We start from the raw sequence: 21,274 nt of genomic DNA, 5'->3' as shown, positions 1-21,274 counted from the left end.
CATATGCATTTGTTGTAATCTTGATACCTCTGGCGGGTTTACTTTTCCTATATTATCAAAAATTAAAAAGTCAAAACTTATTGCATAAAAAAGAAAAAGAAATAGGAGAACAAAAGATAGAAGCTTTAATAAGAGACCAGGAGTTAAAATTGATCAAAACCTCGATTAGTATTCAGGATAAAGAAAGAAACCGTATTGCTCAAGAGCTTCATGACAGGATAGGGGGGAATCTGGCAGCAATAAAGCTTCAGTTTGGTTTGGCCAAAGAAAACTTAAGAAAAATGGATGCTATTTATCAGCAGATTGATGATACTTATAAGCAAGTTAGGACACTATCTCATGATCTTATTCCTAAAAAATTTAGACATAATAACTTTATACAGTTGTTAAAGGAGTATATGCAAAATATTGGAAATGCGAGTAAATTAAGTATTCATATTTCAACCTATTCAGAAAATAAAATTAATGAAATAGATCATTCATTTCATAATGAATTATTCTCTGTTTTTCAGGAACTCATTACAAACACCATAAAACATGCTAATGCCCGTAAAGTTGAAATTCAAATCGATCTTATAGACAACTATATTCATATTATTTTTGAAGACAATGGTAAAGGGTTTGATACCTCTGTTACATCTTTAGGTATTGGATTAACAAATATAGAAAGTCGGATACAAAAATTATCAGGTGTAATGCATGTCGATTCACGTCTTAAAAGAGGAACTATTATTACTATTGAAATACCAATACTGCAATAAATATTTTGGTACTATGTCCGAGGGTAATCGCCAGGATAAATATAAGGAGAGGTCTAAAACAACATTTTTCGTTTTCGAACTAATAGCCAAATGACTACAGGAGCACCTATTAATGAAGTAATAGCATTAATAGGAAGTGTATATTCGCTAGATGGTAACTGTGCAATACTATCACACACCAGCATAATGATACTACCTAATAATATTACGGCAGGAATTAATGTTTTATGATCTGAGGTATGAAATAATTGTCTTGTAAGATGAGGAACAGCTAAACCAATAAATGCTATTGGTCCGGTAAAAGCAGTAATGCTACCCGCCAATAATCCCGTAGCGACAATAATTAGAAAACGACTTGTCTTGATATTTAGCCCAAGGCTACGAGCATAGTTTTCTCCCAATAGTAATGTGTTTAGAGGTTTTATAGCAAGGATGGATAATAACATTCCTAAAAGTAATACACCAGAAAATATAAGCACATCATACCAGGATAAATTACCTAAGCTACCAAATCCCCAAAAGATATATCGTTGTAATTGATCTGCAGGAGCAAAATAGGCCAATACGCTTACTACAGCAGCTGTAATGCTTCCGAACATAAGCCCGATAATAAGTATTGCCATTGTATCTCTAACTCGAATAGAAACGAGCATTACGGCAAACAATACTAGTATACTACCCAAGCTAGCAGCAATAACCAATCCCCATTTTGAAATTAAAAAAGTAGATACAGCTACTCCGGTAAATGCACTTCCTAATATAAGTAGTGCTACTCCCAAACTTGCTCCAGAGCTTATGCCAAGTACAAAGGGGCCAGCCAATGGATTTCTAAACAAGGTTTGCATTAGTAATCCAGAAACCCCAAGCCCACTACCTACAATTATGGCAGTAATCGCTTTTGGTAATCGATAATCAATAATGATATGCCTCCAGGCTTCTTTTTCTACTGTTCCGCCTACCAGACTACTTAGTGTATCTAACCATGGAATAAATACTGAGCCTAAGCTTATGTTTGTAATAAAGCAAATGAATAGAAGTATGACAATACTTATAAAAACACGTTTATATGATTTGGTTGGGGTCAATTAGTTTAGTTTTTCGAAAAAAAAGGGTTCATAATCGATTAACAATTCTGGATGAGCAATTTTAATGATATCTTTTAAAATTAAGTCTGGCCGCATAGGTCCTAATTCATAATATACTAATCCTCCTTTTGAACCCATCTTTAATGTTGAAGAATATACGGCTTTATTTTTAAAGGCATCGAATAAAGTATACCGATGATTTTTTTCTTTTAGTTCGTCGAGTGATTTAGAATTTCCAGATCCTATCCAAAGCTCTGCATTTTGAGCTTTTTCAAGTACACTTTCAAAACTTAATGTCAGGCTTCCTGTTTGTGAATTGTCTGCCCATAAATATGTAGTATTTGCATCTTTTAAAAATTTGGCAACAAAGCTGTTTCCGCCAGGTACATGCCATACATCCTTAAACATATTACCTGATAAAACTGTTGGAGAAGAAGTTGTGTTTTTGGCCAAAGTAGTTGCTTGGTTGTATTCTTTTTTAATATTTTGAAAGATATCTTCTGCCATTTTTTCTTTACCAAAGAAAGCTGCCATAAACTTTATCCATTCTGCCCTACCTAGGGGGTGTTCTTCTAGCCAGGAGCCATTAATTACCACAGGAATTCCGGTTTTTTGTATCAGATCATAAGCTTTTGTATCTCCAGAAGAAGAAAATCCAACAACTAATTCGGGAGAAAGCTCAAGAACAACTTCTGTGTTTAAATTCCATTCCTCACCAAGTTCTTTAATCGCACCATTGTTAATCAAAGCTCGTGTTTTCTCAGAAGAGATATAATCTGTATGAGGAAATCCTACTAACTTCTCTTCAAGATTCATATACTCCAACATTGGAATATCTGTGGTAGAAGTCACAACGACTCTTTCTACAGGTACTTCAATAAATATTGCATTTGGAGATTTAAATGGTTTTTCTGTTCCCTTTGGGTGTAAAATATAGGTAAGCTCTTCTTTTGCATCTGGCCAGGGTGTTGAAACCTTAATCTCTTTATAATTTTCTTGGTTTTTAATAGTAAACCCCGAAGCGTACTCAATATTTTGAGGAGCCAGATACATCACAGTGAGTGGAGTTGTATCTTTTGGTGTTTTCTTACAAGAAGCACTTAATAAGAATAGTAAAGAAATGATAAATATAGTACGCATGAGCATCATTTTTTTGTAAAAATAGTAAATCAGAATAAGTTTAATCCCGAAATGATTTTAAACCCGTATGCCGTAATAGAAAATCTGTTACAGCATATTAAATTAAGAGTAGATTATTTTTTCTACTAAAATTTTATCAGATTAGATGTTAAATACTTCTCCGTATGCAATCTTGATACTAAAAGAGTCTTTAAGCTCTATTTGTTGTAGCTTAGCAAGCAATGCCCTCATAGGTCCTGCATGTGTTATTACCACAATTTTTTCTTCAGAAATATGATCCAGGGAGGTATAAAAATCCAAAATACGTTCTTGTAGCTTGATATATGACTCTCCATTTGGGACTTGCACATTTACAAAATCGTTCATCCAGGGATCTATTTCTGAACTATGTATAGCATCCCAAGGCTGTAACTCCCAATCTCCAAAATTTAGCTCTTTAAGTCGATGATCGTAGATGATTTCTTTTTTGAATGTTTGAGCTAATAGTTTACACCGCTGTAATGGACTGCTATATATAGTAGTAATTCCATGAACAGGAATAGATTGATGTATTTTTTCTACTTCGGCAGTAAAGGTATTTGTAATTCCTATATCACTTTGTCCGTAGCAAATTCCTTTTTCGATATTTGGGGTGGTATGTCTTACCAGATAAATTTCCATAATGCTACGCTCGTAAGATAAAATACAATTTCGCTCAGTTGTTGTACGGCACCTGCACAATCTCCTGTTTGACCATCAATCCATTTTTTGAATTTGGCTGCTAAGAACATTTTTGACAGGTACATTGGGATTAAGGTAAGAAATATCATGGGATTTTTGAAGAAAAATAAAGGAGCAATACCAAATATACCACTTACTAATAATGAATGTATACTCATGCTTTTTGCTGCTGGTTTGGCCTTACTGTTCTCTGTATCTCTTACATAAGGATGCGTAAAGATTAAGGTGGTAGCAATAAAACGGCTTAGGGCATGTCCAGAAATTAATAAGAATGGGATGTAATACGTTTCTATTTCTCTTAATGCTGCAAATTTTATGCTTAGCATTAACAATAACCCAATAGTACCATAAGTGCCTAAACGAGAGTCTTTCATGATCAAAAGAATCTTATCTTTGGTCCACCCGCCACCAAATCCATCACATACATCTGCAAATCCATCTTCATGAAATGCACCTGTAGCATAAATGGTAGAAAACATAGATAGAATCACTGAAATTTCTACCGAAAAAATAAAAGAAGCTCCATAAAAAACAATAGCACCAATACTTCCGACAATGATTCCCACGAGAGGAAAGTACTTGGAGCTAAGATGTAAATATTCTGGGTCATGACTTACCCATTTTGGGCAAGGAATACGGGTAAAAAACATCAATGCAGTAAAAAAGATGTGAATTTCCTTTTTCATAAATCGTATGTTTCTTCTATCATTTTTGTAGGGATGGTAACTTTTTTAGCATGAAAATTGGTGTTAATAGCAGAATTTTTCTGCAGATATTTAGAAAATGGTATGCATGCTAAAATAATGAGAACAATTGAAAATACGATACCTAAAATCCCTATTTTATTTTTTTTAAGAGCAGAAATAACTCCTAAATATAAACTTAATAATCCTATACAAAGAGTAGTAATTTTATATAGCTTGCTAAGAATTTGTGTTGTAGGAGCAATTTCTGTATTCTCTTCTATTCCTAAAAATGCATGATGTCCCGATAGATTAATTTTATACATGAAATAAAAACCTATGCATGCGATAATAACAGATAACACACCTCTTTTCATATGTTTTCATATTTTTAATTTAGGTATTTTAGAGCAGTTAATTATTACCAGAAACTCCAGCACTTTCAAAACTAGCCATAGTATTAAGAAAAGCAACTGCGGATTCTATAATAGGATATGCTACAGCAGCTCCTGTTCCTTCTCCTAAGCGCATACCAAGGTTGATCAATGGTTTTTTATCTAAAAACTCATACATTTTTTGGTGTCCTTGCTCTTCAGATGTATGTGCAAATATGCAATAATCTAATACATTTTGATGCATAGCATGTGCAACCAATAAAGCAGAAGTAACGATAAACCCATCGATGATAATAGTCATTTTGAGTTCTGCTGCTTTTAAAATTGCACCTGTGATCATTGCAATTTCGAATCCACCAAAAGTTGTTAAGGCATCAAGAGGAGAAGAAGGTGTGTGTGTTTGGTAAACTTCAGATAAAATTTTTTGCTTGATTTTAATAGCTGAAGTATCCAGTCCTGTTCCAGAACCCACGCATTCTGCTATCGGAATCTCTGTGAAATATGACATTAATAATGAAGCAGCAGAGGTATTTCCGATTCCCATTTCGCCAAAACCTATAGTATTGCAACCATTATTAAATGTATCTGCAACCAAATCAGCACCTTTTTGTATAGCTTCATTACATTGTGCTATGGTCATAGCAGGTTTTTCCTGATAATTTTGAGTACCATAATCAATTTTTGCATGAATAATGCCAGAAGTATTTTCAAAATCGTGATTAACCCCAGCATCTACTATTTTAAGAGCTATTTGGTGTTGTTTACAAAAAACATTTATAGCCGCTCCTTCATTTATAAAGTTATAAACCATTTGTGCAGTCACTTCCTGGGGGTAAAGGTTGACTTCTCTTTTTTGGGCAATACCGTGATCACCTGCAAAAACGAGGATCGTAGATTGGTTTAAACTCGGTTGGTCTGTGTTTTGGATCATACCTATTTGTAAGGCGACTGTTTCAAGTACCCCCAATGCTCCAACAGGTTTTGTTTTAGTATTAATTTTGTTTTGAAGAGTAGCCTCAAGGCTATTGTTAAAGATAGGTTTTATAATAAATTCCATGCGTATTTTTGGTTAATTAGATTCTTTGATTTCTACAGGAATACCAGAAATCATTAATATTGCTTTATCGGCATGACTGGCTATATGCTGATTCATCCAACCCTGTAGTTCGGTAAATTTTCTACCCACTTTAGTAGTAGCATGAACTCCCATTCCGATTTCATTAGAAATGATAATTATGGTCGCATTTATATCTAATAATTTATCAAATTCTGCTTTTGCTTGCGCCAGAGAGAGTTGGACATCATTTTTTGTATCCATATAGTAGTTGGTAAGCCACAAAGTTACGCAATCGATTACAACGACGCTATCCTTTTTTACAACTTTAGAAATTTCTTTTTCTTCTTCTATAGAAGTCCAACTTTCGTCGCGATCTGCAATATGCCTATCTATACGTTTGCGATGATCATCATCCCATACGCGTGAAGTAGCTAGATAATAAGGAGTATTAGATAATTGTAATGCCAAACGTTGTGCATATCCACTTTTACCAGAACGTTCTCCTCCTGTAATGTAATATAACATTGAATTGGTTTTAAAGAAAGCAAAGGTAATCGAATACATTATTTATTTGTTAAAGTAATCCGAAATTCGTTAAAATATAATACATTCGCGCAGAATTTTGGTTCTGATACTCCTTAATCATGGGAGTTGAGGATTAAAAGGGAATCAGGTACAATGAAAAATGAAGATGGAGATATGAATAACGATTTTTTAATTTTTAATCGTATTTCTAACCTCTAGCATCGTTAATCAATATTCCTGAGCTGTTCCCGCAACTGTATGCTGTGTCCACATTAAAAAGGATGCTTGTTGTTAATTCTTTATAACCACTGCTCGTTATGGCGATCGGGAAGGTAAACAACAAGACGCGAGCCAGGAGACCTGCCTTTATTCGATGTAATCAAACTTTCGGGACAAAGGTTTGGGTATGGGTAAACTACATACTTTTTTCCGGTAATTGTAAAAATTAAGTGTTTAAGTAATGAACAAAAAAGTATTTTTTGGAACCGCATTTTTAATGCTGGGATCTTCTTTTGTATTTGGACAGGAGATCCAAATAGATGAAGAGGTTAACGAACTAGACGAGGTAGTTATTTCTGACTCTAAGTTTAGTTTAAAACGAGAACAAAGTGGTAAAGTAATTACTAAAATTACTGCTAAGGAACTAGAACGTAGCCAGGGACAATCGGTAGCTACGGTGCTTACAAGAGCAACTGGCTTATTTATTAATGGTAATGGCAGTGCAGCAGGACAAAATCTTGGAGTTTATGTACGAGGAGGGCGTAACCGCCAGGTAGTGATTAGAGTAGATGGGGTAACGGTTAGCGATCCTTCTACTTCTTCTGGAGATTTTGATTTACGATTATTATCTGTTAATCAAATACAGGAAATTGAAATTCTTAAAGGAGCATCGAGTACGTTATATGGTTCGGGAGCTGCGGCTGCAGTAATTAATATTATTACAAAATCTGAGAGTAAGAAAAAAATCGCTGCTAGTTTTCAATCTAGTATAGGAACGAATCAATCTCAGGAAGATCAGGATTATGATATTAATGAATTTGTAAACTTGGCTTCGATTAACGGAACCTTAGGAAAGGTAAACTATTTGGCAAGTATAGGAAACCAGTTTAGTGATGGATTATCGGCAGCAGAGGCCGAAGGAGCAGAAAGTGATGCGTTTTCTAAATTTAATGTATATGCCAAGTTAGGATATCGATGGAATGATAACTTCAGGTTTCATTTTTTTGGAAATTTAGATCAATATAAAAATGATTTCGATGCTGCTGCAGGAATCGATGGAGATAACCGGTTTGAAAGTCAACAATTAAGAGCAGGATCTTTTTGGGAGATCAAATATCCTAAGGGAAGTTTTACATTTACAAACAGTTTTGCTTCTTTAGAAAGAGATCTTACCAGGTCTAGCTTTCCTTCAAAATATGAAGGTAATGTACATACTTTTGATGCATATAATAAATATACCTTTAACAATACGCTACATACGGTTATTGGAGCTAATGGTTCGTATAGTAAATTTAGCTTACTAAATATTCCTTTTGGTACAACAAGTCTAGAAGAAACAATTAGTGATAGTGATGCAGAGTTTGATATAATAGATCCATATATTAATGTAGTATACGCTTCAGATTTTGGTTTTAATCTAAATGTGGGAGCGAGATATAATATTCATAGTACCTATGATAATCATGTTGTCTACAATATAAACCCATCATATACACATACATTTGGAGATAATTATATCAAAGGATTAGCATCGTATAGTACAGCATATATTACGCCGTCGTTATTTCAATTGTACGATACTGCATTCCTTACCGGAAATCCAGATCTTAAACCAGAAGAGAGTACAACTATAGAAGGGGGAGTAGAATTATCTCATAAGAAGAAAGCTACAGTGAGTGTAGTGTATTTTAATCGTAAATCAGAAAATTTTATCACATTTAATCCTACTACTTTTATGAACTTTAATTCGCAAGACGATATTAAGGTAGATGGAGTAGAAGTAGAGGTGTCTACATTGATGTTAGAAGATAAACTATCTGTAAAAGGAAATTATACATATACTAATATTGACAAATTAGATGATAATATTAGAATTCCTAAACATATGATTAATGCCAGTATAGGTTATCAACTAGGAGAAAAAACATATACTTCGTTAAACTATCAATACAATACTAAGCGTATAGATAATGATTTTGCTAATACAGACCCGGTTACTTTTGCCCCAACACAAGTTTCTCTCGATAGTTATGGGATTTTAGATTTTTATATTAGTCATCGATTACTAAAAAATCTAAATGTTTATGCAGCGATGCATAATATTACCAATGAAGATTATCAGGAGATTTTAGGATTTAGTACCAAAGGTAGAAATGCCAGAGTAGGAATTACTCTAGAATTCTAAATACTTCCCGGGTTTAATCAAAAAACTCCTAAACGAATAGTTTAGGAGTTTTTATTTTTTTTAGAGATTATAGTTTTTTATTCTGTAGCAGAAAGAGTATTAATCCCGATACATGCGTTCATAAACAGGAGAAAACATTTTGCTATTTCCAACACTTTCTAGTTGTAGCAAATTATAATTTTTAGCACTTTTCGTACCTAAAATATTATCTATTGCGGCTTTAAAAAGAGGCTCGTTTTCATCACCTAAGACACCAAGATTAGAGTAATCTTCTTCGATTTCTATTTCTGGGGCAAACCCACCGTGATAATCTGTAAAGCCAACAGAGTTACTCGATTTAAGAACTAAAGGTTGCATAGCATATGTATGTCCTGTATTAGCTCCTTGTCTTCCATAATTATCAGAATCATATAATGTTATTGATGCTTGAAATTTTCCTCTTGTAGTAGTTCCTACCTGCATCACATTTATATGCGGATCAAGCCCATTAATTACCAGTTCACTAGCCGAAGCAGAGCTTCTGGTTGTTAAAATATAAACTCTGCTCAAATTAAGGCTGTTAATAGCCTCACCTGTTCTAATTTGAGTATCAAAAAGATTGGTACTTCCAAATTGTGCCTGTCGATCAGAGTTCCATTCTTCTGTCGAAAAAACCTGACCATTAAACTGCCCTGTAATCATACTCGATAAATCAATTGCAGTCGTAACAGATCCACCGCCGTTATATCTTAGATCTAATATTAAATCACTTACATTATCAGATACAAATTTTGCAAAAGCAGCATTAAGCTGGGCATCAAAATCCCCGGTAAAAGAATTATACATAAGATACCCGACAGGGCTACCACCTACATCAATTGTTTTTGATATAAAAACAGGATTCTCGGTATATTGAACTTTGGTAAGAGAAACAGAAGTTCCCGTAGCAGTAACATTAGTACCATCAAAAGTAGCGAGACCTATAGTATAACTATCGGGAGCTAGTAATTGTCTGAAATTTTGATCATTCATTTGGGTACCATTAACGGTATTAAAAATATCTCCTCTCTTTACTCCTTTGGCTTCGGCATCTGTTCCTGGTAGCACATAACGTACATATCCAAACACAAGAGATTGGTCGTTTGGATAACGTACAAGACCATACTCCATACCATTATTCCTTGTAATCCCATCAAAAGCTTGTTCTAAAGCAACATAATCATCTACAATCCAACTAAACTGATCAACTTTTACCTGCTCTCCGTTTACTAATACAGTTTGTTTAGATTTTAATTCCTCAAAAATAGCTTCGGGAGTAGAAAATCCTTCTAAAAACTGTGCGTATTCCTGATTAGAAGGAAAACGATTGTTTGCCAAATCAGGAACATCTGCTTTATATAAGTAATAAAGGTTTAATCCTTTCCAGATAAAATCATTTATTTCTGTAGCACCAGAAATACGGGGTACATCATCGTTATCATCAAAACATGCAGTAAGCAGGTTACCAATGAAAAGCAATAGTGCAAAATACTTTATGTACTTCATCTATTTTATATTTATTGTTTTTATTTGTCTAAATGAAATCCATCAATAATCATTCCGTGAAGAATAAAAATGAAGGTTATACTTATTTCATAATGACCTATACTTCTTATTATAAAGTGATAAATGTAACTACTTTATTATAATTTTAAAAAAGATTGTAACAAATTACTTAGATAGTCGTCTCCCTAATATAAAGCTGACAAAGTTTTATGAAAACCACCAACCAAAATGAAAGAAGGAGCATTTATAACGCTTACAAACGGATTTAAAGATAAGCTTTTTAGGTTAGCTAAACGTTTGCTTGTAAGTAATGAAGAAGCAGAAGATGCTACACAAGAAGTATTACTGAAGCTATGGAAGAATAAAAGTAAAATGGCTGAGTATAAAAATGTAGAAGCTTTTGCGATGACAATGACTAAGAATTATTGTTATGATAAGCTTAAGGCTAAAGAAACAGGAAACCTAAAAATTGTACATAGTAATTATAAGGACGAGAGACCTTCATTACAACGACAAGTAGAAGCTAGAGATAGCTTAGATTGGGTAGGTAAGATTATGGATAGTTTGCCAGAACAACAACGAATGATTATCCAACTTAGAGATATAGAACAATATAATAATGCAGAAATAGCTGATATGCTAGGACTTAATGAAACGGCAGTTAGAGTTGCATTATCAAGAGGAAGAAAAAAAATTAGAGAAGAATTATTAAAAAAACACAATTATGGAGTTGTCTAACATAGAAAAATTACTAGAGAAGTATTTCGAAGGAGAAACGACCATTTCTGAAGAAAAAGAATTAAAGGTTTACTTTACCAGAGAAACTGTGCCGTCGCATTTAGAGAGATACAAAGATCTATTTCAATATTTTTCTCAAGAGAGTACCATAACGGCTACCAAGGATCTAAAATTAAATACCAGTAGTAGAAAATCCAGATACGCCTGGATGGGTATTGCAGCATCAATAGCTTTGATTGCAGGGATATTTTTAACAAATACACCATCAAACCCAGACAAAACTCTCGGAACTTATGAAGATCCAGAAATAGCTTTACAGGAAACCAAAAAAATCCTCAATATGGTTTCGCAATTAATGAATGAGGGCAAACAGGAATTAGTGTACCTGAACGAGTTTGAAAGCACTACCGAAAAATTAACAAAATAAAAATAAACAACTACCTGAAAAATACTGTTGATAAAACAGGGTGTAGTAAGGAGATTAAAATTTTAAATATTATGAAAAAGTTAGCAATTATTTTAGCCTTTGCAATATTACCATATGTGTCTATCGCACAAAGTAATTTTGATAAATATGAAGATATGAAAGGAGTATCTTCTGTAGTAGTAACCAGTAAAATGTTTAAGCTACTAAGCCAAATAAAATTAGAAAGTAATGATGCCGAAGTACAAGAGTATATGAACCTTGTAGAAAACATAAAAAACATCAAGGTCTTTGCTACAGAAAATGCAGCAGTAGGACAAAAGATGAGATCAGATGTAAGTAACTATCTTAAAAGTTCTTCTCTTGATGAATTAATGAGAGTAAAAAGTGATGGGAAAAATGTAAAATTTTATTCTAAACCAGGAAAAGACGATGATCATGTAAGTGAATTGTTTATGTTTCTTGATGGCGTAAAAGAAGATGGAGATGGGCCCAATACTGTAGTACTTACGATAACAGGAGATATTGATTTAAAACAAGTCTCTAAGATTGCAGATCACCTTAATGTACCTGGTGGGGAAGAATTAAAGCACGTAAAAAAGAAAGGAAACTAATCAAGTATTAGGATAAAAAAGAATCAGATTTCTTCTAACCGTGAGGTTAGAAGAAATCTGGTCTAAAAACATCAATCAAAAATAATCAACCAACCCACCAGCTTAGGCAGGTGAAAAAAATTAGAGAAATGAAAAATGTGTATAAAATTTTAGGTATTGTAAGTATATCACTAATGATGAGTTGTAGTAGTGAACCCTCACTACAAAAGTATTTTGTAGATCATCATGGTGATGCTGATTTTATAGCAGTCGATGTACCGACTAGCCTTTTGGATAAGGAAACAGTAGAACTTGATAGAGATGAAAGAGAAGCTTTAGAAAGTATTAAAAAAGTTAACTTTTTGGCTTTGCAACTTACCGAGAGTAATCAAGGTAAATATGAAGAAGAGAGTGCAGCGATAAAAAAGATATTAGATTCAGATAAGTATGAAACCTTAATGCGATTTGGATCAGACGGAACCAAAGCAGTACTTAAATATCAAGGAGAAGAAGATGATATTGATGAGGTTATCGTTTTTGCTAAGAATAATGAAAAAGGATTAGCATTAGTACGTGTATTGGGAGATAATATGAGACCCGAAAAAATGGCTATGCTTATGAAATCTGTAGAAAAAGGTAAAATCAACCTTAATGCATTTAAAGAAATAGCACAGACTATAGATATTGATGATTAATCAATAACAATGATGTAAAAAAAAGAGACTGTTGAAAAACAGCCTCTTTTTTTATGGTTTAAAATCTATTGTTTATATCCCTGTATAGTTAGAAGGGGTAATTTGTTTTAACTCTGATTTTATAGATTCAGAAACATCTAGGGTTTCAATAAAATCAGCAATAGAATTTTGATTTATCTTTTCGTTGGTGCGTGTAAGACCTTTTAAGGCTTCATAAGGATTAGGATATCCTTCTCGTCTTAGTATAGTCTGTATAGCTTCTGCAACAACAGCCCAATTATTCTCAAGATCTTCTGCAAATTTGGCTTCATTCAATAAAAGCTTATTTAGTCCTTTAAGTGTCGCCTGAAAAGCAATTAGTGTATGACCAAAGGGTACACCAACATTTCTAAGTACCGTACTATCGGTAAGGTCACGTTGTAATCGACTTACAGGTAGTTTTGCAGCAAGGTGTTCGAATATGGCATTTGCAATTCCCAGATTACCTTCACTATTTTCAAAATCAATAGGATTTACTTTATGCGGCATAGCCGAAGAACCAACTTCTCCTTTTTTTATTTTTTGCTTAAAATAATCCATAGATACATAAGTCCATACATCACGATCCAGATCCAGTATAATCGTATTAATACGTTTTAAACCATCAAACAGCGCAGCCATATGATCATAGTGCTCAATCTGAGTGGTAGGAAAAGAATGATGAAGCCCCAGTTTTTCTTGTACAAAATGAGTCCCGAAAGCTTTCCAATCGATATCAGGATAAGCTACTTTATGTGCGTTGTAATTTCCTGTAGCACCACCAAATTTTGCAGCACTTGGTATATCCTTTAATAAATCAAACTGTGCTTCGATTCTGGTAACATATACCTGAAACTCTTTTCCTAATCGGGTAGGAGAGGCAGGTTGCCCATGAGTACGTGCAAGCATAGGCACAGCAGACCATTCTTCTACCAAAGATTTTAACTTTGTTAATAATGCATTGTATTCTGGAATATAAACACTACTAATAGCCTCTTTGATACTTAATGGTACCGCAGTATTATTAATATCCTGAGAGGTTAATCCAAAATGGATAAACTCCTTGTATTCTTGTAACCCAAGAGCATCAAATTTCTCTTTGATAAAATACTCTACAGCTTTTACATCATGATTTGTTACTTTTTCTATGTCTTTTATTGCCGAGGCATCCTCGCTAGAAAAATTAGTATAGATTTCCCTTAGCTTATCAAATAACGAGGTATCAATACCTTGTAATTGTGGTAATGGTAGCTCACATAAAGCGATAAAATATTCAATTTCTACGAGTACACGATATTTGATTAAGGCTTCTTCACTAAAAAATGCACTAAGAGATTTGGTCTTTGATGCGTAACGCCCATCTATAGGTGAGATTGCTTGCAAAGGGAATAATGACATAATTTTCTTTTTTTGAAGCTGCAAAGATAATTTAATTAATTGCGAATTACGAAGTACGAGCAACGAATTTTAAAAGTTTCGGGTATTGAGTATTGAGTATTGGTTTTTTTTAAATATTTTTCAACTATCAACCAACAAACACTACCCAATTTTTTTTAATACCATTCGAGAACGTGCTTTATAAGCTGCGCTACCGGTATTGTAATTATTTTCTAGTGTGATTTTTAGCTCGGGATGTACCCAATCGAATTCTGTACCCAATAGGTATAATGATGTCATAGAATATGCTTTTGGAGCTACTTTTTGATTTGTAATGATCCAGTCGAAGCATAGTTCTGTTATTTTTTCGCGATGTTGCGTAGTTAAGGCTGTTCTAACCTTAGGATTCTTTTTTTGGTAATAGGCAATGCTTAGATATTCGAATATTTTTGCCATTGGTCGTACAGCGGGGTGCTGATATACATTAGGTACAATACCAATAAGCTCATCAAGATAGGGGAGAATAGCAGTTAGATCGTGCTTGCATAAAAATTCGAGGCCCCAGGAAGCTCTACACGAGATTTCATCATCTACCCGGGCACAGATATTTAGCAAATCAGGAAGCAATTCTGGATTCTCAAGGATCATATTAGCAAAATACTTCCTTTTTTCTCGAGAATGATCTACGGTATTTAATACGTCTTCAAGCGATGTCATAAATAAAGGTATGTCTTCAGAATAAAAGCACAGGTTTTTTCAACTTCAAAAATAAACGAACTTATTTAGATTTTTTGGTTTTAAGTAAAAATTAAATGTTTTTAGTTCTGTTGTCCCGAGCACTCAGGATTGATTAGCATAGCAGGGCTACAGAAAGAAAAAAAGATAAAAATAGGACTGAAAACAACAATTTTTACTTAAAATCAAAAAGTTTTAAATGAGTTCAATAAATATACATATAGATTCCAAACGTTGTCTGCGTTCTATACGTTAGATAGTCTAATGTTATAACTTTAATCTGTATAGGATAGATGGTTATGATTCATTCTCGGTAAGTTTAAGATAATAATAATTACTTGTTAAAATCGTTATACCTTCTATAACAGATAATTATCACCTTATTTGGGAGTAAACCCCTGGTAAGTGCTTGTTTTTGATAAGTATCTTTTTAAAGTATAATAAAATGATAAAAAGAATTCTTTTTCTACTCGTGTTGGTTTTTTTGATATCACAGTTTTTAAGACCAACGAAGAATGAGGCAAGCTACGATAGTATTGCTACGTTCGAAGCAGCTACTATGGTTCCTGCAGAGGTTAAAACAATTTTGCAGAATCAATGTTATGATTGTCATAGTAATGTTACACGATACCCCTGGTATATGGAGGTTAGCCCCATTTCACATTGGATGGCCTATCATATAAAAGAAGGAAAAGAGCATTTTAATGTCTCTGACTGGGAGTCGTATACCGATAAGCAAAAGGATCATAAGCTAGAAGAGTTTATAGAAATGATAGAGAAGAAAGAAATGCCTTTAGAATCCTATACCTGGATGCATGGTAAATTACCAGCTAATGATGCAGAAAAACTAATCAATTGGGCAAAAGAAACCCGTGATGCAATAACCAAAGGTAAAGAAGATCCACAGGAGAAAGTAACAGATTCGTTGCCAGTAAAAGTATCAGATTCTACTGTTGTAGATAGTATTTAACCCGAATTATCGATACCTTAAGTTAAGGATACTATCTCTATGTCACACTAAGCCCTTCGATAAACTCAGGACAGGCCTGCCGAAATGCAATTAAAAACAGTGGCTTTATAGGTCTTCGACAAGTTTATCCTGAGTTTATCGAAGGGCTATGACTAACAACATAACAGTTTAACTTAACGATATTACTCGAATTATACATTAGAAAATCTAGTATAGCTTGAAGCATAAAAACTAAACTTCATAAAACAAGACCTCGCAGGTTTTTAAAACCTGTGAGGTCTGCTTATTTCAATATATACAATACCTTTTATTAAATCACCCTAACAACTCATTCACCACTTTTGCCACTCCTGTAGTTGCTTTTTCAGATAGTATGGTAAGATGTTCTGTAGGAGAAATTGCCGGATTAGGATCGATAAAGTAAACAGGAGTTTGGTATTTGGCATATTGTAGCAGCCCGGCAGCGGGGTATACCTGCATCGATGTACCGATAATCATAAGAATATCTGCCCGTTCTGTAATTTTTATGGCCAGATCCATCATAGGCACTGCTTCGCCAAACCATACAATATGAGGTCGTAGTTGCGAATTATGCTCACAATGATCCCCGAGAACCAGGTCGTGTTTCCAGTCGAGTACCAATTGCTCATCGAACTGACTTCGTACTTTTAGCAATTCGCCATGTAGATGTATTACATTACTGCTTCCTGCTCTTTCATGCAGGTCATCTACATTTTGAGTAATGATAGAAACGTTAAATTTCTCTTCCAAAGTGACCAGATCCAGATGCGCTTTGTTAGGAGTTACTGTATGTAATTGGCTACGTCTTTTATTATAAAAATCGAGGACCAATTCTGGATTGTTTCTCCATCCTTGCGGAGAAGCTACCTCCATAACATCATGCCCTTCCCATAAACCATTGGCATCTCTAAACGTATTGATCCCGCTCTCTGCGCTAATTCCTGCTCCTGTAAGTACAACTATGTTTTGCATAGATTAATATAATATGTGATTTTATTGTAACCCCGTTGTGCATTTGAGATTTTTTAACTTGAAATTCGTCAATTCGAGTGCTTCGATACTTCGGCATAGCTCAGTACAGGCCGAAGAAGTGTATCGAGAATAGAATTTTAAATCAAAAAAGTTATTCTCGATAGTTCTACAGAGCCTGTCGAAGACCGATTGATTATGAATAACATAAAAACTTCGACAGGCCTGTCCTGAGTTTATCAAAGGGCTCAGTTTGACATCACAATAATAGAAAAAAAACAAGAGTTTTATGTATAATTAATGCCTTTTTATATCTTAAAAACTTGTGTTAAAATCATAAGCAGAAGTTAAAAATAGACAGATTTAGATGATGTATTCTCAAAAAAAGGATAAATCAAAGGTGTTTTATCGCAATTTTTTGACTACTAAACGTAGTTTTTGGCTTTTTTTAACAAAACCATAAGTGTATTGTTAAATTACTTCATTTAGTTTATTTACAATTTTATCCGATAAAAAGCGTTTATATGTCGATAAAGAACATTATGTAACCCCTTGACACCAAAGGGTTTCCGTAATTTTATTACGGTTTTACCGTATACAAAAAAAGTGTAAATACCCTATCTTGTAAGTAGAATAATTCAGCATATATTAACCGACACAAATTTTTTAACTCATACCCTATGAAATATCCTTATGTAATCATTGATAATGATCAGAAAATTGCAGATTCTATCCAAATCTCTTTAGAAGAGCAGCCAGATTATATCTGCACGGGAATAGCAAAAGACGAGCAGGATGCATTGGATTTAATTTTAGAGAGAAGACCCAGACTTGTTTTTTTAGAGCCAGAAGTGCCAGGAATAGATACCGTAACGACAAAGTATTCTTTAATGACCGAGCTTTCTAAATATATGTCGCGGTTACCAGAGTTTATTGTAATCACCAAAACATCGGATTATGCTATAGAAGGCATACGTAACAGAATCATGGATTATATCCTTAAACCCTTTAGCAAAGGGCAGATAAACAGAACTCTAATGAGGTTCGAAAAAGACTTTGGACAAAGCGGGGATAATACCCTGTGTTTTAAATCCTATGGGGACTATCGATTTGTAGATGTAGATGAGATATTATACCTAAAAGCAGATAACAATACTACAGATTTTATAATGAGTAACGGTACTAAGGTAGAGGCTTTTAAGACCTTAAAACATTTTCAGAACCTGTTGCCCGATCATTTTGTGCGTATACATAACAGTTATATTATTAATACCGATTATGTATCGAGAATACATTTCGGAAAAGCAAAATGCGCCATCAAAAATACAGATGATTTAATCCCCTTCTCTAAGTCGTATAAAAACAATGTAGAAGAAATTAAAGACTCTCTGGCAAAGAAAAGTTTAATCTATATATAAAACAGATATAGTTTACTATATATAGCAACCGATAAATTGTAGGATTTATCGGTTTTTTTATGGGATAAAGCCAGTAATAGTATTACAAAACCCTTAGTACAGGGTTTCCTACAAAAAAGTGTGAATTTAAAAATATGTTCATTTACCCGTATAATCGGTTCATGTACATCTCATAGGGTGCCAGTTACTAAACACACCTTAATATATTAGGCGCGAGGGGGATATCGACCTACATTTGTAGTGTACAATTAGAGATACACATCATAAAAAATGTATATAAAAGAGTACTCTAAAAAATAAAAGTCGTATGCGCAACGACAACCAATAATTAAATAAAAATAAACATACCCCGTTAAAGACCAATAGGTCTTTTGAAAAGTAAATTCAAACTAAAAAAACTAACATTATGAAAACTGTAAAAACTATATTCGCTATACTATTCTTAAGTACTATGTTTATCGCTTGTGAAGCAAATGCTGTAAATGATGAAGTTGGAATTGAAGTAAATGATACTATTGGCTCTGAAGATGGAGATGTAGATGAAGTGCAACCTGGAGGTCAAGATTAATACATTCAATATTTTTGATCATTTAATAAATTATTAGAAAACTAAAACTAACAATACTATGAAAACTATAAAAACACTATTCGCTATATTATTTTTAACTACGATGTTTATGGCTTGTGAGGCAGATACTGTAAACGATGAGATGGGTATTGAAGATGTTGACTTTATAGGAGAGGACGGAGAAGTAGATGAAGTAATACCAGGAGCAGACCCAGGAAATACAGGAAGTAATTAAAAAATTAAATTTTCTATTTAATTTAAAATTATAAAAGTGGGAGTTCTAATTTTGTTAGGACTCTTTTTCTGTTTTACTTTTTTGTTGTATTCAAATTAACTATTTTAGAAATAAATTTATTATTAAATGTATAGAGTTTTCTTCAAATTGTCGATTATTTTTTTTCTTTTGACTATTGTAGGGTGTAATAATCCTGATCAAAATATAGAAAGTAAAGAATTAAAATCTAATTTGATACAGTCATATATCGAAGAAGCTAAAAACAAGAAGAATTCTGAGGAAGAAAGAAAAAATAGTTTAGAAAAAGCATATGGAATTTATTCTACCTTAATTGATAATTCATATAAAGTAGAAAAAATTCATGAAATATCCTTTGTGTATTTTGCACTTAAAGATTATGATAATTATAAGGAAATGAATGAAAAAGCCTTAAAACTATCTAATTCAATTAATGATTCATTAAATATCGCAAAATCGTATGCATATTTAGGAATTTATTATAGAAAATCGAAATCTGAATTGGATTTAGCACTTAAGAATTTTCATGAAGCCGATAAAATCTATTCATCCTTGAATGGTCAAAAGTATGCTCCAGAAGATTATGCTTTTGATCACGGTTCTGTGTTACTCGATTTAGCATTAATATTGAGAAAAACAAAAGATTATAGCGAAAGTGAATCTGTAACAATAAAGGCCATAGAAAAATTTGAATTGTCTAAAAGTGATATGTATTTTAATCTATGCTATTCTAATTTAGGTATTGTGGCAAAATATCTGGAACGATATGATGAGGCAGTTGATTATCATTTAAAAGTAATAGAATATGCTAAAGGAACAAAGAAAGAGGTTTATCAAACTTTAGTGTCTTACAATAATATAGGTACCGTATATAAATCACAACAAAAATATGATAAAGCAAAAGAATATTATCATAAAGCCTTATCCTATAAAGAATTTTTAAATAAGGACCCTAAACATCGTTCTTTATTGTTAGATAATTTGGCCTATGTTAATTTTTTATCTAAAGATACAGCCAATATCCCTGATCTGTTTTATAAAGCCTTAAAAATACGAGATAGTATTGATGATCAAAATGGTATTGCGACTAATACCTTGCATCTTGCAGAGTATTATCAATCTGTTGGTAATGATAGTATTGCTCGTACGTACGCAGAGCAATCACGAGACCTATCTTTAGAATTACAAAAAAATGAAGAATTGCTACATGCATATCAAATTTTATCAGATGTTTCGGATAGTAAAGAAGGGCTTGGATATGCTAATAAATATATAGCCTTAAATGATAGTTTAATTAGAGAAGAACGTTTGTTTAGAGATAAATTTGCTCGTATTCGTTTTGAGACCGATGAAATTGTACAAGAGAATCAACAAATTAGTAGAGAAAATCAAATTTTGATCATTGCGATCTTGGGTTTAACGGCATTATTTTTATTGGGGTATATTATCTTTAGACAACAACAGAGTAATAAAGAACTACTATTTGCCCAAACCCAGCAAGAATCTAACGAGGAGATTTATCGATTACTGCTTAATCAACAGATCAAACTAGAAGAAGGTAGACAGATGGAGCAGCAACGTATGTCTGAGGAGTTGCATGATGGTGTACTGGGTAGACTGTTTGGGGTACGACTAAGTCTCGATGGGATTAACCAGCGTGCCAACGATGGCTTTACAGAAGCCAGGAACAAATATATAGATGAGCTTAAAGCGATAGAAAAAGAGATACGATTAATCTCTCATGATCTGGGTGCAGAGACTTTACCGTCTGATGTGGCTTATATCGATGCCGTAGAAAACCTAATCAAGGACCTGTGCGAAGTGCATAAAATAGAGTTTGAGTTTAATAATGACGAGGATATCGATTGGGAGGGTATAGACGACCAGAAAAAGGTAAACTTTTTTAGGATTTTACAAGAGTCGATGCAGAATATCTTTAAACATGCCCATGCAGATCATATAAAAATTAATTTCGATTATGTGGATAGTACCATAAATCTTACTATTTTAGATGATGGAATAGGATTTAAAGCAAATAAGGTTAAAAAAGGAATTGGTTTAAAAAACATTACATCAAGAGTTAGTCAGATGAATGGAGAAGTTCAATTTCTAAGCAACGAAGGCTCTGGTACCAAAGTATCGGTACATGTACCTATAGAAGCCAAAGTTGAAGAAGTGTACTAATATAATCTATGCTCATA

22 protein-coding genes and 1 riboswitch are annotated in these 21,274 nt (G+C 33.4%); of the genes, 11 read left to right on the top strand and 11 right to left on the bottom strand.

Annotated elements, in window-relative coordinates; all coding sequences use genetic code 11:
* Window positions 1–80 precede the first annotated feature (80 nt).
* Window positions 81–761, top strand: coding sequence for a sensor histidine kinase (locus NNL09_RS23065; RefSeq protein WP_254514275.1), 681 nt, complete (start codon window positions 81–83; stop codon window positions 759–761).
* A 53-nt stretch (window positions 762–814) separates the two neighbouring features.
* Here the strand turns inward: NNL09_RS23065 and NNL09_RS23060 are convergent, their stop codons facing one another.
* The 7 genes from NNL09_RS23060 to NNL09_RS23030 all read right to left on the bottom strand — a co-directional run bounded on the left by NNL09_RS23060 (window position 815) and on the right by NNL09_RS23030 (window position 6,366).
* The gene (locus NNL09_RS23060) at window positions 815–1,846 is read right to left on the bottom strand and encodes an iron ABC transporter permease (RefSeq protein ID WP_196911801.1); all 1,032 of its coding nucleotides are present in this window, start codon (window positions 1,844–1,846) and stop codon (window positions 815–817) included.
* Window positions 1,847–2,986, bottom strand: coding sequence for an ABC transporter substrate-binding protein (locus NNL09_RS23055; protein WP_196911802.1), 1,140 nt, complete (start codon window positions 2,984–2,986; stop codon window positions 1,847–1,849).
* A gap of 141 nt (window positions 2,987–3,127) precedes the next feature.
* On the bottom strand, window positions 3,128–3,646 hold the full coding sequence (gene cobC, locus NNL09_RS23050) for an alpha-ribazole phosphatase (RefSeq protein WP_196911803.1): 519 nt from the start codon (window positions 3,644–3,646) through the stop codon (window positions 3,128–3,130).
* Entirely contained in the window at window positions 3,628–4,392 is a 765-nt protein-coding gene (locus NNL09_RS23045) for an adenosylcobinamide-GDP ribazoletransferase (RefSeq protein WP_196911804.1), read from the bottom strand. The genes cobC and NNL09_RS23045 overlap by 19 nt, the downstream gene beginning before the upstream one ends.
* Window positions 4,389–4,766 carry a hypothetical protein gene (locus tag NNL09_RS23040; protein WP_196911805.1) on the bottom strand — a complete coding sequence of 126 codons (378 nt, stop codon included), beginning with the start codon at window positions 4,764–4,766 and terminating at the stop codon, window positions 4,389–4,391. The genes NNL09_RS23045 and NNL09_RS23040 overlap by 4 nt, the downstream gene beginning before the upstream one ends.
* A 37-nt stretch (window positions 4,767–4,803) precedes the next feature.
* Window positions 4,804–5,841, bottom strand: coding sequence for a nicotinate-nucleotide--dimethylbenzimidazole phosphoribosyltransferase (gene cobT, locus NNL09_RS23035; RefSeq protein WP_196911806.1), 1,038 nt, complete (start codon window positions 5,839–5,841; stop codon window positions 4,804–4,806).
* A 12-nt stretch (window positions 5,842–5,853) separates the two neighbouring features.
* Window positions 5,854–6,366, bottom strand: coding sequence for a bifunctional adenosylcobinamide kinase/adenosylcobinamide-phosphate guanylyltransferase (locus NNL09_RS23030; RefSeq protein WP_196911807.1), 513 nt, complete (start codon window positions 6,364–6,366; stop codon window positions 5,854–5,856).
* 81 nt (window positions 6,367–6,447) lie between these two features.
* Window positions 6,448–6,749, top strand: a riboswitch (cobalamin riboswitch).
* 77 nt (window positions 6,750–6,826) lie between these two features.
* On the opposite strand from NNL09_RS23030, the gene NNL09_RS23025 reads away from it, so the two are divergent.
* Window positions 6,827–8,770 (top strand): TonB-dependent siderophore receptor, encoded by a 1,944-nt coding sequence (locus NNL09_RS23025; protein WP_196911808.1) that lies wholly within the window; start codon window positions 6,827–6,829, stop codon window positions 8,768–8,770.
* Window positions 8,771–8,869: 99 nt separating this feature from the next.
* On the opposite strand, the gene NNL09_RS23020 is transcribed toward NNL09_RS23025, so the two are convergent.
* Window positions 8,870–10,294: a S41 family peptidase gene (locus tag NNL09_RS23020; protein ID WP_196911809.1), complete on the bottom strand. Its 1,425-nt coding sequence runs from the start codon at window positions 10,292–10,294 to the stop codon at window positions 8,870–8,872.
* Window positions 10,295–10,522: 228 nt separating this feature from the next.
* Here NNL09_RS23020 and NNL09_RS23015 point away from each other — a divergent pair, with 228 nt between their 5' ends.
* The 4 genes from NNL09_RS23015 (at window position 10,523) to NNL09_RS23000 (ending at window position 12,744) form a co-directional block, all read left to right on the top strand.
* Window positions 10,523–11,032: an RNA polymerase sigma factor gene (locus NNL09_RS23015; RefSeq protein WP_025664279.1), complete on the top strand. Its 510-nt coding sequence runs from the start codon at window positions 10,523–10,525 to the stop codon at window positions 11,030–11,032.
* On the top strand, window positions 11,019–11,459 hold the full coding sequence (locus NNL09_RS23010) for a hypothetical protein (protein WP_025664280.1): 441 nt from the start codon (window positions 11,019–11,021) through the stop codon (window positions 11,457–11,459). Before NNL09_RS23015 ends, NNL09_RS23010 begins: the two co-directional genes overlap by 14 nt.
* A gap of 71 nt (window positions 11,460–11,530) precedes the next feature.
* Window positions 11,531–12,070, top strand: coding sequence for a DUF4252 domain-containing protein (locus tag NNL09_RS23005; protein WP_196911810.1), 540 nt, complete (start codon window positions 11,531–11,533; stop codon window positions 12,068–12,070).
* Window positions 12,071–12,198: 128 nt separating this feature from the next.
* On the top strand, window positions 12,199–12,744 hold the full coding sequence (locus NNL09_RS23000) for a DUF4252 domain-containing protein (protein WP_025664282.1): 546 nt from the start codon (window positions 12,199–12,201) through the stop codon (window positions 12,742–12,744).
* Between the two features lie 72 nt (window positions 12,745–12,816).
* Here the strand turns inward: NNL09_RS23000 and purB are convergent, their stop codons facing one another.
* Window positions 12,817–14,160, bottom strand: coding sequence for an adenylosuccinate lyase (gene purB, locus NNL09_RS22995; protein WP_196911811.1), 1,344 nt, complete (start codon window positions 14,158–14,160; stop codon window positions 12,817–12,819).
* A 141-nt stretch (window positions 14,161–14,301) separates the two neighbouring features.
* On the bottom strand, window positions 14,302–14,856 hold the full coding sequence (locus NNL09_RS22990) for an adenylosuccinate lyase (RefSeq protein ID WP_196911812.1): 555 nt from the start codon (window positions 14,854–14,856) through the stop codon (window positions 14,302–14,304).
* Window positions 14,857–15,319: 463 nt separating this feature from the next.
* On the opposite strand from NNL09_RS22990, the gene NNL09_RS22985 reads away from it, so the two are divergent.
* The gene (locus NNL09_RS22985; RefSeq protein WP_196911813.1) at window positions 15,320–15,844 is read left to right on the top strand and encodes a heme-binding domain-containing protein; all 525 of its coding nucleotides are present in this window, start codon (window positions 15,320–15,322) and stop codon (window positions 15,842–15,844) included.
* A 315-nt stretch (window positions 15,845–16,159) separates the two neighbouring features.
* Here NNL09_RS22985 and NNL09_RS22980 read toward each other — a convergent pair whose 3' ends face one another.
* Window positions 16,160–16,837 (bottom strand): NAD-dependent deacylase, encoded by a 678-nt coding sequence (locus tag NNL09_RS22980; protein WP_025664286.1) that lies wholly within the window; start codon window positions 16,835–16,837, stop codon window positions 16,160–16,162.
* 677 nt (window positions 16,838–17,514) lie between these two features.
* On the opposite strand from NNL09_RS22980, the gene NNL09_RS22975 reads away from it, so the two are divergent.
* From NNL09_RS22975 to NNL09_RS22960, 4 genes are all read left to right on the top strand, one after another.
* Window positions 17,515–18,252 carry a LytTR family DNA-binding domain-containing protein gene (locus NNL09_RS22975; RefSeq protein WP_025664287.1) on the top strand — a complete coding sequence of 246 codons (738 nt, stop codon included), beginning with the start codon at window positions 17,515–17,517 and terminating at the stop codon, window positions 18,250–18,252.
* A 406-nt stretch (window positions 18,253–18,658) separates the two neighbouring features.
* Window positions 18,659–18,820 (top strand): hypothetical protein, encoded by a 162-nt coding sequence (locus tag NNL09_RS22970; RefSeq protein ID WP_196911814.1) that lies wholly within the window; start codon window positions 18,659–18,661, stop codon window positions 18,818–18,820.
* 58 nt (window positions 18,821–18,878) lie between these two features.
* Window positions 18,879–19,055, top strand: coding sequence for a hypothetical protein (locus tag NNL09_RS22965; protein WP_196911815.1), 177 nt, complete (start codon window positions 18,879–18,881; stop codon window positions 19,053–19,055).
* A 126-nt stretch (window positions 19,056–19,181) separates the two neighbouring features.
* Window positions 19,182–21,257, top strand: coding sequence for a sensor histidine kinase (locus NNL09_RS22960; RefSeq protein WP_196911816.1), 2,076 nt, complete (start codon window positions 19,182–19,184; stop codon window positions 21,255–21,257).
* Window positions 21,258–21,274 lie beyond the last annotated feature (17 nt).

Origin of the sequence: Aquimarina sp. EL_43 (assembly GCF_943422735.1) — a bacterium.
GTDB lineage: Bacteria > Bacteroidota > Bacteroidia > Flavobacteriales > Flavobacteriaceae > Aquimarina > Aquimarina megaterium.
The sequence above is the reverse complement of the archived record's forward strand: the minus strand, read 5'-3'. Positions and strand labels throughout refer to the sequence as shown.